We start from the raw sequence: 13,576 nt of genomic DNA, 5'->3' as shown, positions 1-13,576 counted from the left end.
CGCATCCAACGCTCCTGATCGTGGTCGTCAGAATGGAGACGCAGCAATGAGCGATAATCGAGAAGAAAGGTTCGGGCCGGGGACCTATTTGACCCCGGAAGAAGCGAAGGAGTTTCACAAGCTCTTCATCACCAGCTTCGCTTTGTTCACCGCAGTCGCGATCGTGGCGCATATCCTTGTGTGGATGTGGCGGCCCTGGATCCATTGATATTTCATCGTAACGAGGAGACCACGTCATGTGGAGAGTTTGGCTTATTTTCGATCCGCGGCGCACGCTCGTCGCTCTGTTCGCCTTCCTGTTCGTGCTGGCGCTGCTGATCCATTTCATCTTGCTCAGCACCGACCGGTTCAACTGGCTCGATGGTCCGCACACCGCACCAGCGGCGGCGACCGCACCGGCGACGACGCCCGCGCCATAGCGGGCGCGCGCTCAAGCGGATGGGGCGTGACAGCCGTCCCATCCGCTTGATGCCGGTATTGGGGAGGGATGGCGCCCGCCGCAGCACGACGCTGCGGGCTGGCGATGGAGGATGGCGTCATGGCGCTGCTGAGTTTCGAACGAAAATACCGCGTCCGCGGCGGCACGCTGCTTGGCGGGGATCTTTTCGATTTCTGGGTCGGGCCGTTTTTCGTCGGCTTCTTCGGGGTGACGACCGCCTTGTTCGCGGGGCTCGGCACGGCGTTGATCGTCTATGCCGCATCGCTCGGGCCGACCTGGAACATCTGGCTGATCAGCATCGCGCCCCCCGACCTCCGCTATGGCCTGTCGCTGGCGCCGCTTCGCGAGGGCGGCTTCTGGCAGATCATCACGATCTGCGCGGTCGGATCGTTCGTGTCGTGGGCGCTGCGCGAAGTCGAGATCTGCCGCAAGCTCGGCATCGGCTATCACGTGCCGGCCGCGTTCGGCGTCGCGATCTTCGCCTATGTCTCGCTCGTCGTGATCCGCCCGATGCTGCTCGGCGCGTGGGGCTTCGGCTTTCCCTACGGCATCTTCAGCCATCTCGATTGGGTGTCGAACACCGGCTACCAATATCTCCATTTCCACTACAATCCCGCGCACATGCTCGCGGTGAGCTTCTTCTTCACGACGACGCTCGCGCTCGCGCTGCACGGCGGCCTGGTGTTGTCGGCGGCGAACCCCGCGAAGAACCCCGACGGGACGCAAGGCGAGGTGCGCTCGCCCGAATATGAGGACGCCTTCTTCCGCGACACGATCGGCTATTCGGTCGGCACGCTCGGCATCCACCGGCTCGGGCTGTTCCTCGCGCTGAGCGCAGGTTTCTGGAGCGCGATCTGCATCATCATCTCGGGGCCGCTATGGACACGTGGCTGGCCCGAATGGTGGAGCTGGTGGCTCAACCTGCCGATCTGGTCCTGAGGGGAGACGTCGCGTGGCAAGCTATCAGAACATCTTCACCCAAATCCAATTGCGCGGCGCGCCCGAAATGGGGCCCGCCCTTGGACCCTATGATTTCCCGCGGCTCGGCAAGCCCGGCTTCTCCTACTGGATGGGCAAGATCGGCAATGCGCAGATCGGGCCGATCTATCTTGGCGGGCTCGGCATCCTGTCGCTGATGTTCGGCTTCCTCGCGTTCGAGGTGATCGGGCTCAACATGTGGGCGTCGGTCGGCTGGGACCCGATCCAGTTCGCACGGCAATTGCCGTGGCTCGCGCTCGAGCCGCCCGGGCCCGAATATGGCTTCCAGCTGTTCGTGCCGCTGGCGAAAGGCGGCTGGTGGCAGATCGCGGGCTTCTCGATGTCGACCTCGGTGCTGCTGTGGTGGTTGCGCACGTTCCGGCGCGCCAAGGCGCTGGGGCTGGGGACGCACGTGCCCTGGGCCTTTGCGAGCGCGATCTGGCTGATGCTGGTGCTCGGCTTCATCCGGCCGATGCTGATGGGGAGCTGGGCCGAGGCGGTGCCGTTCGGCATCTTCCCGCACCTCGATTGGACCGCGGCGTTCTCGATCCGCTACGGCAATCTCTTCTATAACCCGTTCCACTGCCTCTCGATCGTCTTCCTGTACGGATCGACGCTGCTGTTCGCGATGCATGGCGCGACGATCCTCGCGGTCGGGCGCTATGGCGGCGAGCGCGAGCTCGAGCACATCACCGATCGCGGGACGGCGGCCGAACGCGCGGCGCTGTTCTGGCGCTGGACGATGGGGTTCAACGCGACCTACGAATCGATCCATCGCTGGGCCTGGTGGTTCGCGGTGCTGACCACGCTGACCGGCGGGATCGGTATCCTGCTGACCGGCACCGTGGTCGACAATTGGTATCTGTGGGCAATCCAGCACGGCTATGCGCCCAATTATCCGGGCACGGGCGTGATCGATCCCGCTACGCTTCCGGGAGCATCGCAATGAGCGGCGTCAGCAAGATCCTTGGTGTCGCGGGGCTGGCGAGCGCAATGCTGCTCGGCGGGTGCGAAGTCGGACCGAAGATCACGCAGCAGACCGGGTATCGCGGCACCGGCGGCGACCAGATCATCGACGTCCGCCATATGGTGAAGGCGTCGGCGATCCCCGCGCCGCCTTACGCGCTCCCCGACGATAGCGGGCCGCGCGCGCGCGAAACCTATCAGAACGTCAAGGTGCTCGGCGACGTCTCGACCGAACGCTTCAACCATCTGATGGCGTCGATCAACCAATGGGTCGCGCCGCCCGAACAGGGCTGCAATTATTGCCACAACCCCAACAACATGGCGTCGGACGAGAAATACACCAAGGTCGTCGCGCGGCGGATGTTGCAGATGACGCGGCAGATCAACGGCAAATGGTCGAGCCATGTCAAGGCGACGGGCGTGACCTGCTACACCTGCCATCGCGGCAATGCGGTGCCGGCGTATAAATGGGCGATCGCCGAAGGAGTCGCCGATCCCAATTCGATCGTGCGCAACAAGCATGGCCAGAACACGCCCAACGTAAGCGTCGGCTATGCCTCGCTGCCTTACGATCCGTTTGCCACCTATCTCAACGGCAAGGCGCAGATCCGCGTCGCGGCGAGCAGCCAATATCCCTCGCCGGGCCACGTCGTGTCGATCAAAGAGGCCGAGAAGAGCTATGGGTTGATGATGCACATGAGCACTGCGCTCGGCGTCAACTGCACCTATTGCCACAATACGCAGTCGTTCCGATCGTGGACGATCAGCCGGCCGCAGCGCGTCACCGCCTATTACGGGATCCGCATGGTGCGCGATATCAACGGCCAATATATCGACTCGCTGGCAAGCGTGTTCCCGGCCTATCGCAAGGGACCGCATGGCGACCCGTACAAGGTCAATTGCCAGACGTGTCACCAGGGCCAGTCGAAGCCGCTCGGCGGGATTTCGATGCTCGCGGCGAACCCGACGCTCAAGGCGCCGCCAATGCCAACCGCTGCACCCGAGGGTGGTGCCGCCGGGAAGGCGGTGCCCGCGGTGCTGGCCGACCCGCAGGCTATGACGCGGCGGCAATGATGGATCGCGCGCCGCAGCCGCCTGGCTGCGGGCGTGTGTCCGGTCGGGAGCAGTCTGCATGGACGGCCTGAGCTTCCACAACCATCCGCTGCGCGCCGCGCTCGCCGAGGAAATGCACGTCCGCCGGCTGCCGCGGTTCGCCGCGCCGTGCCGGTTGATGCAGATCGTGACCGTGCTCGGCGAAGAGGGCGCAAGCGGTGCGGCGGCGCATTTCGAGCGGATCACGCGGCACATCGGGATACGCGTTGCTCCCGATACGCGCTATGCGGTGGTCGATTTCGGCACCACCAAGCTCGTGCTCGAACGGCATACCGAGTTCGCCAGCTATACCTTCCTCAGCGAAGGGGCGTTCGACGAGCCGTTCGCGACCGACCTGTTCGATCCGCTGGCGCCCGATATCGCCGCCGATATGCCCGGCGCGGTGATCCGCGCGACGCAGATCGCGGTCTATCCGCCCGGCACCGATCCGCCCGCCGAAGCGCAGCTCGACCGGCTGTTCGCGCCCGATGCGCTGATCCGCTGCCAGATTGCCGGGGGCAAGGCGACGATGCTGTCGGACTTCCGGCTCAACACCGACGGGTTCGGACGCCTGCTGCTGATCGACCATGGCCTTGAGCGTGACGAGCCCTCGCAGCTCGTGCTGCGGCTGCAGGAGCTCGGCAATTATCGCAACATGGCGCTGCTCGGCCTGCCGCTTGCACAGCGGCTCACCCCCGACGTCTCGCGGCTCGAGGCGCGACTCGCCGACCTGACGCACGCAGTATCCGAGCGGCGGACACAGGACGACAATCTGCTCGACGAGCTGACCTATCTGTCGGCCGAGCTCGCGCGATTGCTTGCCGAGACGCGCTATCGGATGAGCGCGACGCGCGCTTATGCGCAACTCAGTCTCGACCGGCTCGAGACGCTCGGGATCGGGCGGATCGCGGGCTATCAGACGCTCGCCGACTTTACCGAGCGGCGGCTGACGCCGGCGGTGCGGACGTGCGACAGCTTCTCGGCGCGGCTCGACGATCTGTCGCAGCGCGCCGCCTGGACCAGCGAGCTGCTCCGCACGCGGATCGACATCGCGCTCGCCAAGCAGAATCGCGATTTGCTCGAATCGATGGACACGCGCACGCAGCTGCAATTGCGGCTGCAGCAGACGGTCGAGGGGCTCTCTGTGGTGGCGATCAGTTACTATGCCGTGGCGCTGATCGGCTATCTCGCTGCGCCGGCGCATGCCTGGAAGGAATGGGTGATGGTCGGCGCGGTGCCGCTGGTGTTCGGCGCGGCGTGGCTGTTCGCGCGGCGGGTGCGCAGGCGGCTGGAAGAGTAGACGCGGGCACCGGACTGTCCGAGGTTTTTCGCCGAGATCGGCATGTCGCTCCAATAGACCAAAACGGGTGCTTCGCCGAGACTCGTCACCCCGGGCTCGTCCCGGGGTCCACCGTGCCGCAATCGCATCGGGAGCCGTGTCGCGCTCAGCCGTGGACCCCGGCACAAGGCCGGGGTGACGGAGAAGGGCGTTGCGAAAGACTCGGCGTGTATTTCGCCCCCTGGCGCCGCGCCGCTGGCGCGGCCCCGCTCACGCCGCCGCCCTCACGCCGCCGCCCTCACGCCGCCGCCCTCACGCCGCCATGGCGCGCCGCGCCAGTGCGCATTGCGACCAGATCTCCGACAGCGCGTTGACCAGTTTGTCGACATCGCCGTCCGAATGGACCGGCGACGGCGTGAGCCGCAGCCGTTCGGTGCCGACCGGGACCGTCGGATAGTTGATCGGCTGGACATAGATGCCGTGCTGCTCGAGCAGCCAGTCGCTGATCATTTTGCACTTCTTGGCATCGCCGACCATCACCGGGATGATGTGGCTCGGATTCTCGATCGTCGGGATGCCGATCGCGTCGAGCCGTCGCCGGACTTGCGCGACGCGCGCCTGGTGCTGCGCGCGCTCCCACCCGCTGGCCTTGAGATGCCGGATGCTCGCGGTCGCGCCAGCGGCGAGGGCGGGCGGCAGCGCGGTGGTGAAGATGAAGCCGCTCGCAAAGCTGCGGACGTAATCGCAAAGCGCGGCCGAGGCGGCGATATAGCCCCCCATCACGCCGAACGCCTTGCCGAGCGTGCCTTCGATCACGGTGATGCGGTCCATCAGCCCGCGCTCCTCGGCGACGCCGCCGCCGCGCGGGCCGTACAGCCCGACGCCGTGGACTTCGTCGAGATACGACATCGCGCCATGTTTCTCGCAGACGTCAAGGATCTCGGCGATCGGTGCGATGTCGCCGTCCATCGAATAGACGCTTTCGAACGCGACGAGCTTGGGCCGCGACGGGTCGATCTGCGACAGCTTGCGGTCGAGATCCTCGGGGTCGCTATGCTTGAAGCGGATGCACTCGGCGCGGCTGTGGCGGATTCCCTCGATCATCGAGGCGTGGTTGAGTTCGTCCGACAGCACGACGCAATTCGGCATCCGCGCGGCGAGCGTGCCGAGCGCCGCCCAGTTCGAGACATAGCCCGAGGTGAACAGCAACGCCGCTTCCTTGCCGTGCAAATCGGCGAGTTCGGCCTCGAGCACGACATGCGCGTGCGTCGTGCCCGAAATGTTGCGCGTGCCGCCGGCGCCCGCGCCACACGCATCGAGCGTGGCGTGCATCGCGTCGAGCACTTTGCGGTGTTGACCCATGCCGAGATAGTCGTTCGAGCACCATACGGTGACGTCGCCGATGCCGTCCTCGGCATAATGATTCGCGCGTGGGAAACTGCCGGCCTTGCGCTCGAGCTCGGCGAAGATGCGGTAGCGCCCGTCCTCCTTCAGCGCGTCGAGCTCGACCTGAAAGAATGCCTCATAATCCATGGCGTACCCCTCCTACTCTCTTATCGCGGCTTTTGCCGCTTGGGTCTTTGCCGACGCCCACTGCCACAGTTTGGCATCGCGCAGCGGCAACACAAGAAAAAGATGCTCGACGAGCCCCAATGCCGCGAGCGCTGCGAGCAAGGTCGCGGTGACGGCTGCGCCGCTTTGCGCTGGCGCGGCTTCGGCGACGCTCCACGCCCACCCGGCAAGCGCGCCCGAGCCGATCACCGACACCGGCAGCAGCGCATTGCCCGCGCGGGTGCGGAAATAGCTCTTGAGATAGGCGAGATGCGCCGGGAAGACTTCGTCGCTGAGATTGGGCACGCCGAGATACAGGTTGAACTTGGCGCTGAGCCGCAAGCCGAACAGCAAGAGGAAGGTCAGCGGCGCGCTCTGGTTGGGCTGGCGCCAGGTCAGCGCGAACAGCAGCAGCGCGGTCGCCGCGATCGCGATCTCGTGATGGATCACCGTCGCGGTGGCGAGCTTCAATCGCGTCCAGCCAGTCGCCGCGGGTGGGCAGGGCGCGCGATTGGGGCCAGCGACGAATCCCATCAGGAAGCCCATTTCATGCCAGCCCCAGATCAAGATTGCGCCTGCGAAACCAAGATAGGCGCCGCCCCAGCTCGCATCATTCGCCGACCACCACACCGCCGCAGTCGCCGCCACTGCCGCGACACCTGCCACGCGAAAGCTGGTGCGGAAGGTCGCGCGCGGGCGGCTGTCGAGCCACACCACCGCCGCGGTCCCGATGAACCACATCACGAGCGCGAACAGGAGCGGCGGGATCGTCACCAGGCCGGAACCAGCCGGGCCGAGGCGGGGATCGCGTTGCGCTGGACGGGCGTCAGATACAGATGCGCGAAATTGACCGCTGCCGCGCCGATCAGCCCGACTCGCTTGATCGCGCCGATCACGCCGCCCTGCGCCTTGGCGGCATCGATCCTCGCGGCGATCCGCCGCATCCGCACAAGCCCGGCGCGGAAGCGCGGCGAGTCGGTGTCGAGCACGAGCGGGAAGACCTGCCGCGTGATTTGCGAGCAGACCGTGAAGACGCGGTGGTCATAGACGTCGGGATCAATCCCGAGCGCTTTGTGGAACGCCGGCCGGTTGTGGTCGCGGACATACATTGTCGCGTAGACCGCGACGAGGAAGAAGCGGATCCACAGCACATTGTGCCCGCGCAGCAATTTGGGATCGGTCCGCATCAGGATCGCGAACGCCTCGCCGTGGCGGAACTCGTCGTTGCACCATTCCTCGAACCAATTGAAGATCGGGTGGAAGCGCCACTGCGGATGCTGCGCCAAGTGCCGGAAGATCGTGATGTAGCGCGCATAGCCGATCTTCTCCGACAGATAGGTCGCGTAGAAGATGAATTTCGGGCGGAAATAGGTGTATTTCTTGGTCTTGGTCAGGAAGCTGAGGTTGACCCCGATCCCGGCGTCCTTGAGCGTATCGTTGATGAAGCCCGCATGGCGGCTTTCGTCGCGGCTCATCAGCCGGAACAGCGCCTTGATATCGGGATTCTGCGCCCGCTTCTGGATCTCGGCGTAGAGGATGCAGCCCGAGAATTCGGCGGTGAGCGAACTCACCAGGAAATCGATGAATTCCTCGCGCAAGCCATCGGGCAAGCTTTCGATCACGCCGTCAAAGGCGTTGGTGCGGCGGAAATGGCGGCGGTTGGGGTCGGCGACCATTTCGGCGATCAGTGCGTCCCATTCGGCGCGCACCGGCGAGACGTCGATCCGGTCCATCGCGGCGAAATCGGTGGTGTAGAAGCGGGGGGACAGCACGGTATCCTCGCGCGCGATCGCGAGCGTGTCGGCGCCATGCGTGTTGATCGGCGTGATAGCGTTCATGACAGTTTCCGATCCGAAAAGCTGACTTCGTACAGTTCGTTCATCTCGAAATGGCCGCAGAGCTTGGTCCACAGCCGTTCGATCGGCCCGGCGCGCTCGACCGTCGCGATCCGCTCGAACACGCGCGCGCTGCCAAAGGCGACGTGGATCGGATCGCCATGGACGCGGACGCGGTCGCCCGGATTGATCGCGACACCGCCGGCCAGCTCGACATGCGCGCAGAGGAACTCGTCGCTATGCTCGACCTCGATCCGGCATGGCGTGTCGAAGCAGCTGCGGCGGAACGGGCTCATCGGGGCAGCTCCGGCGTGCGCAGCAGCGCGGCAAAGGCAGCGCGGTTGGTGGTGCCGAAGGCGTTGAGCTCGATCGAGCGCCCCGTCGCGCTGTCGGTCAGCGTCAGCTCGCCGTCGCGCCACTGCGTCAGCGTGAAGGGCGCCTCGCTGCCGATCCCGTGCATCCGCCGCTCGCGCGCGAGCCCGCGCATCACGCCGCGGATGAAGCCCGTCTCCTGGCCCGGTACGATCGTTCCCGCGGTCTGCCCGGTGCCGACATCCTCGATCCGCACGCCGCGATTGGCCGCATCGAGGAAGCGCAGCGTGCGCGTTTGCACCGCTGCGACGTGCGTCGTCTCGCGCAGCGCGGCGGGCGAGCCGGCGGGCGGGATGTGGGCGATGCGGACGGTCGCGGTCAGCAGGAAGGCAAAGCCGACGAGCGACCCGGCCAGGATGAGCGCGCCGCGCGGGAGTTGCTCGGCGTGATGGGCGTGGGTCATGCCGCCACCGCCTGGCCGAAGCCGTGGCCTTGCGCTGCTGAAGTTACCGGCACTGCGACCTGGCCGCCCGGCTGCACCTCGAGGCACGCGCGCGCTATCAGCGACGCGACGTGCGCTGCATCGGGAAGTGCCCGCAGCATCGGTTGCGCCGAGGCAACATGCCACGGCCGCGCGTGCGGCCACAGCGCGAGATACCCGAGCCGGCGCTCGCCGACCAGCGCGAGCGGGATGTCGCCCGATCGGTCGCCCTGAACGGCAAGACCGACGGTGCCGATCATCGCCAGTGGCAGGTTGATGCATTTCGGAAACGCGACGCCGATGCGGAGCACGACGCGCCGGTTGGTCAGTGTATAGAGCGTGGTGCGCGCCGCGCCCCAAGCGAGCGCGCGCAACAGGCCGACCGCGACGATCCCGAACATCGCCGTCAGCGCGAGGCCCGACAGATCTCCGGGGCCATGGATGCCGCGCGCGACCGCGGCGACCGCCGCCCACACCCCGAGCACGCCGAAATAGGCCGTCACCGCGCGCGTATGATAGGCGCGGCGCGCGAGCACCCGCCAGTCGGGCGCGCCCTGCCACACGATCCGCTCGCCTGGCGGGAGGAGCCCGGGCAGCCCCGGGATCGGCTCGTAATCATGTTCGGTCACAGGAAGGGCTCCTGACGGGCGGGGGTGGCATAGAGATAGCCGCCGCCGAAATAGCCGAGCACGCGATCCTCCTCGTACAGGGTGATCGTGTCGGTCGCGATGCGCGGCGCGTCGGCGAATTGCGCGGCGGTGATCGCGTCGCAGGCGACATGGCCGCGGCGGCGGTCGATCGTCACCATCATCATCGGCACGAGGATCGCGCCGGTCCCGGCAGCGCCGTCGACAGCGAGATAGCGGACCAGCCGGTCGGCGCGATCGATCCACAGTTCGGTGACGATGCCGGCCTGGCGTCCGTCACAGCCAAAGATCGGCATACCGCGTGGATCGGGATCGCGCCGTTCGATCGTGATGTCGAGCGCGGCGCCGAGCGGGACGATGCGCGGATGTCCCTCCATGTCGATGTCGGGGTGCTTGGCGCGGTTGGCGTAGGCGGCGGGCCCGATGCCGTCGACCAGCGGGTTGCCGGTCGGCGCATAGGGCGCGCCGGTGAAGCGGTCGGTCTGGCGTGCGGCGATCTGGAAGGGTTCGCGGCCCTTGGTCGGCGTGGTGACGGTACCACGGCCGAACGAGAGTTTGAAGGTCTTGGCGATCGCGGTGTGGAAGGGGCCGCCTTCGGATTCGACCCGCCCGGTCAGCTCATGCTCGAGCGGATAGCCCTCGCGGCGATCCTCGCGGCGCAGGTAGAAGACCAGGCAGACGAAGAACAGCACGAAGGCGTAGAAGACGAGCATCGCCACATCGATGCCGGGGGTGAGGGTCGGGTGCATGGGCGGTCTCCCCTGGGTTCAAGCCGGAAATTCGGCCAGGCCGAAGCGAATGGTCTGCGAGGGTGCGACCGGGCGGACGAGCGGCCCGAGCACGACGAGCGTGGCGAGCAGCAGGATGATCTCGACGCCGTAGACGACGCCGTAGCCGGTCGCCGGATCGGCGAGCGTCGGGCCGAGGTCGCGCGCAGTTGCAGCGGCGCTGGTCACGTCGCGGACGATCGCGCCGATCGCGATCGCCGCACCCGCGCAGGTCGCCTGCACCGCACCCCACGCACCGAGCGCAAGGCCGTTGCGACCGTCGAGCTCTGCGCTGTCGGAGATCGCCATCGCCGCGGTCAGCGTGCCGACCGAGAACAGGCCACCGCCAAAGCCGATGATCGTCGCGCCGATCGCCAGCAAAGCGCTCGCGTGCAGCGGCGCTGCAAAGATCACGCAAAGGAACGCCGCGATCCCCGCGACGCCGCCGAAGCCCGCGAGGCGGTGCGGTTCGCCACCATCCGCCAGGCTGCGCGCGGCGAGTGCGAAGCCGCTGAGCATGCCAACCGCCCACAAGGCGGTGAGCGACGTCGTCGCGCCGACCGACAGGCCGAGGATTTGCCCGCCATAGGGTTCGAGCAGCACGTCCTGCATCGAGAAGGCGGCCGATCCCAGCCCGGTTGCGACCAGCAGCCGCAGCGTGCGCGGGCGCGCGATGAACAGCGCCCAGATCTCGCGGAAGGGCGCGGAGTTTTCCTCGGGTGCCGTGCCGCCACGACGCCGCGCTTCCTGCTTCCACAAGGCGGTGATGTTGAGCACGACGGTCAGCACCGCTGCGCCCTGGACGATCTGGACCAGATGCGTCGGGGTGAAATGGTCGAGCAGCCGGCCGATCACGATCGCGCTGACCATCATTCCGAGCAGCAGCATGACATAGAGCAACGCGACGACCCGCGGCCGGCTTTCGGCTGGCGCAAGATCGGTCGCGAGCGCGAGGCCGGCGGTCTGCGTCGTATGCATCCCCGCACCGACCATCAGGAAGGCGATCCCGGCGCCGATCTGTCCGACGATCGTCGGGCCGTGCCCGAGCCCCGTCATCACCAGCAAAGCAAACGGCAGCAACGCAAAGCCGCCGAACTGGAGCAGCGTGCCGAACCAGATATATGGAACGCGCTTCCAGCCGAGGATCGACTGGTGACGGTCCGACTTGAAGCCGATCAGCGCGCGAAGCGGTGCGAACAGCAAGGGCAGCGACACCATCGCCGCGACCGCCCATGACGCCATGCCGAGCTCGACGATCATCACGCGGTTGAGCGTGCCGGTGAGCAACACCGCCGCCATCCCGACCGAGACTTGGAACAGCGACAGCCGCAGCAGCCGTCCGAGCGGGAGTTCGGTGGTGGCGGCATCGGCAAAGGGCAGGAAGCGCGTGCCGAGCCGTCCCCAGAACGCGCCGCTCCGCACCGTCGCGAGTCGTCCGGGCTCCGCCGCTGCGCGCGGTGCTAGCGAGGCTTTCAAGGCGGAGAGGTCGCTCACGCCGTCACCAGCTCGAGCGCATGGCTGGTATAGAAGCTCGCCGAGATGCGCCGGTCGCGCCCGATCCGGCTCGTCGGGACCGCGTTGGTGATGAGCGTGCGGAGCAAGCGATCGCGCACCGGCAGGATCGCGGGCGAGCGGTCGCTGCGCGGGAACAGCCTTCCCATGCCGAGCATCGCCATCAACAGCGGGGTTTGCGGCGCGAAGGTGAAGACGATCGAGCCGTGCGTGCGCTCGGCGAGCTGTTGCAGCACCGCGACGATATCGAACGCGCGGTAGTGGATCAGCGAGTCCATCGCGACGACATGGTCGAAATGCCCGAGCGCGGGATCGAGCAGATCGCCGACGCGCCAGTCGATCGCCAGATGCGCCGGTGCGCGGTCGCGTGCGATCTGGACGAGGCTGCCCGCAACGTCGATCGCCACCACTTGCGCACCGCGCTCAGCCGCCGCCACCGCGAGCGCGCCGGTGCCGCAGCCGGCATCGAGCAGGCGAACGCCCGTCATGTCGGCGGGGAGCCACGACAGCAGCGTATCGCGCATCGTGGTGCGCCCGGCGCGCACCGTTGCGCGGATCCCGCTGACCGGGGCGTCCGACGTGAGCTGCTCCCACGCCTTGGCCGCGGTGCGATCGAAATAGGTTTCGAGATTGCCGCGGAAGTGGGTGTAGCTCGCCGTGCTCATCGCGCGTGCCTCACACCGCTGTCATTCCCGCGAAGGCGGGAATCCATTGCAGCAACGCCCGCAAGCGACAGGAGACGTTCGCCCGTATGGATCTCCGCCTGCGCGGGGATGACGGTGAGGGAGCAGGCGGAGGAGCGCATCATTCGAACCCCAGGAATTCGAAGATCTCGCGATCCTTCATCGGCTGCGCATCGAGCGGCTCGCAGCCGGCCCACATCTGCGCGGCGAGGCGTTTGTATTCGAGGCAGGCGGCATCGACCTCGGGGGTCGAGTCCATCTCGAACAAGGTACATTTCTTGAGGCGGCTGCGGCGGATCGCGTCGAGATCGGGGAAATGCGCGAGCCGCTTCAATCCTGTGGCGGCATTGAACCGGTCGATCTCGTCGGTCGCGGCCGAGCGGTTGGCGATGACGCCCGCCATCCGCACGTCGTAATTCTTGGCCTTGGCCTTGATCGCCGCGACGATGCGATTCATCGCGAAGATGCTGTCGAAATCGTTCGCCGCGACCACCACCGCGCGCTCGGCATGTTGCAGCGGGGCGGCGAACCCGCCGCACACCACGTCGCCGAGCACGTCGAAGATCACCACGTCGGTTTCCTCGAGCAGATGGTGCTGCTTGAGCAGCTTGACCGTTTGCCCGACGACATAGCCGCCGCACCCGGTGCCGGCCGGCGGGCCGCCCGCCTCGACGCACATCACGCCGTTATAGCCCTCGAACATGTAATCCTCGGGCCGCAATTCCTCGGCATGGAATTCGACCGTCTCGAGCACGTCGATCACCGTCGGCATCAGTTTCTTGGTCAGCGTGAAGGTGCTGTCGTGCTTGGGGTCGCAGCCGATCTGCAGCACGCGTTTTCCCAGTAGCGAGAAAGCGGCGGAGAGGTTCGACGAAGTGGTCGACTTGCCGATCCCGCCCTTGCCGTACACCGCGAACACCTTGGCGTTGCCGATCCGGTCATTGGGGTCGAGCCCGACCTGGAGTGAACCTTCGCCGTCGAGGCCCAGAGTCGAACGGGGGATGGGGGGATCGAGCAGAGCCATGCGAAATTCC

Annotated in this window: 16 protein-coding genes; 6 read left to right on the top strand and 10 right to left on the bottom strand. The window is 66.7% G+C overall.

Features of this window, described 5'->3' with window-relative positions:
• Positions 1–46 precede the first annotated feature (46 nt).
• The 6 genes from pufB to ACP7C5_RS11845 all read left to right on the top strand — a co-directional run bounded on the left by pufB (position 47) and on the right by ACP7C5_RS11845 (position 4,775).
• Positions 47–208, top strand: a complete 162-nt coding sequence (gene pufB / locus ACP7C5_RS11870; RefSeq protein ID WP_133191433.1) for a light-harvesting antenna LH1, beta subunit — start codon at positions 47–49, stop codon at positions 206–208.
• A 28-nt stretch (positions 209–236) separates the two neighbouring features.
• Entirely contained in the window at positions 237–419 is a 183-nt protein-coding gene (pufA, locus tag ACP7C5_RS11865; protein ID WP_133191434.1) for a light-harvesting antenna LH1, alpha subunit, read from the top strand.
• Between the two features lie 119 nt (positions 420–538).
• Positions 539–1,378 (top strand): photosynthetic reaction center subunit L, encoded by an 840-nt coding sequence (gene pufL / locus ACP7C5_RS11860; protein WP_133192152.1) that lies wholly within the window; start codon positions 539–541, stop codon positions 1,376–1,378.
• 13 nt (positions 1,379–1,391) lie between these two features.
• Entirely contained in the window at positions 1,392–2,366 is a 975-nt protein-coding gene (gene pufM / locus ACP7C5_RS11855) for a photosynthetic reaction center subunit M (protein ID WP_133191435.1), read from the top strand.
• On the top strand, positions 2,363–3,457 hold the full coding sequence (gene pufC, locus ACP7C5_RS11850) for a photosynthetic reaction center cytochrome PufC (RefSeq protein WP_426264405.1): 1,095 nt from the start codon (positions 2,363–2,365) through the stop codon (positions 3,455–3,457). Before pufM ends, pufC begins: the two co-directional genes overlap by 4 nt.
• A 58-nt stretch (positions 3,458–3,515) precedes the next feature.
• The gene (locus ACP7C5_RS11845) at positions 3,516–4,775 is read left to right on the top strand and encodes a DUF3422 family protein (protein WP_426264404.1); all 1,260 of its coding nucleotides are present in this window, start codon (positions 3,516–3,518) and stop codon (positions 4,773–4,775) included.
• A gap of 291 nt (positions 4,776–5,066) precedes the next feature.
• Here ACP7C5_RS11845 and hemA read toward each other — a convergent pair whose 3' ends face one another.
• The 10 genes from hemA to bchL form a co-directional block, all read right to left on the bottom strand.
• Positions 5,067–6,287 (bottom strand): 5-aminolevulinate synthase, encoded by a 1,221-nt coding sequence (gene hemA, locus ACP7C5_RS11840; RefSeq protein ID WP_426264403.1) that lies wholly within the window; start codon positions 6,285–6,287, stop codon positions 5,067–5,069.
• Positions 6,288–6,299: 12 nt separating this feature from the next.
• On the bottom strand, positions 6,300–7,079 hold the full coding sequence (gene puhE / locus ACP7C5_RS11835; RefSeq protein WP_426264402.1) for a putative photosynthetic complex assembly protein PuhE: 780 nt from the start codon (positions 7,077–7,079) through the stop codon (positions 6,300–6,302).
• A complete protein-coding gene (gene acsF / locus ACP7C5_RS11830) occupies positions 7,076–8,143 on the bottom strand; it encodes a magnesium-protoporphyrin IX monomethyl ester (oxidative) cyclase (protein ID WP_426264401.1) in 1,068 nt (355 codons plus the stop codon). Before acsF ends, puhE begins: the two co-directional genes overlap by 4 nt.
• The gene (locus tag ACP7C5_RS11825) at positions 8,140–8,436 is read right to left on the bottom strand and encodes a hypothetical protein (RefSeq protein ID WP_133191441.1); all 297 of its coding nucleotides are present in this window, start codon (positions 8,434–8,436) and stop codon (positions 8,140–8,142) included. The genes acsF and ACP7C5_RS11825 overlap by 4 nt, the downstream gene beginning before the upstream one ends.
• Positions 8,433–8,915 carry a photosynthetic complex assembly protein PuhC gene (gene puhC / locus ACP7C5_RS11820; protein ID WP_426264400.1) on the bottom strand — a complete coding sequence of 161 codons (483 nt, stop codon included), beginning with the start codon at positions 8,913–8,915 and terminating at the stop codon, positions 8,433–8,435. The genes ACP7C5_RS11825 and puhC overlap by 4 nt, the downstream gene beginning before the upstream one ends.
• Entirely contained in the window at positions 8,912–9,562 is a 651-nt protein-coding gene (gene puhB / locus ACP7C5_RS11815) for a photosynthetic complex putative assembly protein PuhB (protein ID WP_426264399.1), read from the bottom strand. The genes puhC and puhB overlap by 4 nt, the downstream gene beginning before the upstream one ends.
• Positions 9,559–10,329 (bottom strand): photosynthetic reaction center subunit H, encoded by a 771-nt coding sequence (gene puhA / locus ACP7C5_RS11810; RefSeq protein ID WP_133191444.1) that lies wholly within the window; start codon positions 10,327–10,329, stop codon positions 9,559–9,561. Before puhA ends, puhB begins: the two co-directional genes overlap by 4 nt.
• Positions 10,330–10,347: 18 nt before the next feature.
• Positions 10,348–11,841 carry a BCD family MFS transporter gene (locus tag ACP7C5_RS11805; RefSeq protein WP_133191445.1) on the bottom strand — a complete coding sequence of 498 codons (1,494 nt, stop codon included), beginning with the start codon at positions 11,839–11,841 and terminating at the stop codon, positions 10,348–10,350.
• Positions 11,838–12,524 (bottom strand): magnesium protoporphyrin IX methyltransferase, encoded by a 687-nt coding sequence (gene bchM / locus ACP7C5_RS11800; RefSeq protein WP_426264398.1) that lies wholly within the window; start codon positions 12,522–12,524, stop codon positions 11,838–11,840. The genes ACP7C5_RS11805 and bchM overlap by 4 nt, the downstream gene beginning before the upstream one ends.
• A gap of 139 nt (positions 12,525–12,663) precedes the next feature.
• Positions 12,664–13,566 (bottom strand): ferredoxin:protochlorophyllide reductase (ATP-dependent) iron-sulfur ATP-binding protein, encoded by a 903-nt coding sequence (gene bchL / locus ACP7C5_RS11795; protein ID WP_426264397.1) that lies wholly within the window; start codon positions 13,564–13,566, stop codon positions 12,664–12,666.
• Positions 13,567–13,576 lie beyond the last annotated feature (10 nt).

The sequence above is a fragment of the Sphingomonas sp. PWP1-2 genome (assembly GCF_049898305.1).
Lineage (GTDB): Bacteria > Pseudomonadota > Alphaproteobacteria > Sphingomonadales > Sphingomonadaceae > Sphingomonas > Sphingomonas glacialis.
This window is presented reverse-complemented; position numbering and strand designations above follow the sequence as displayed.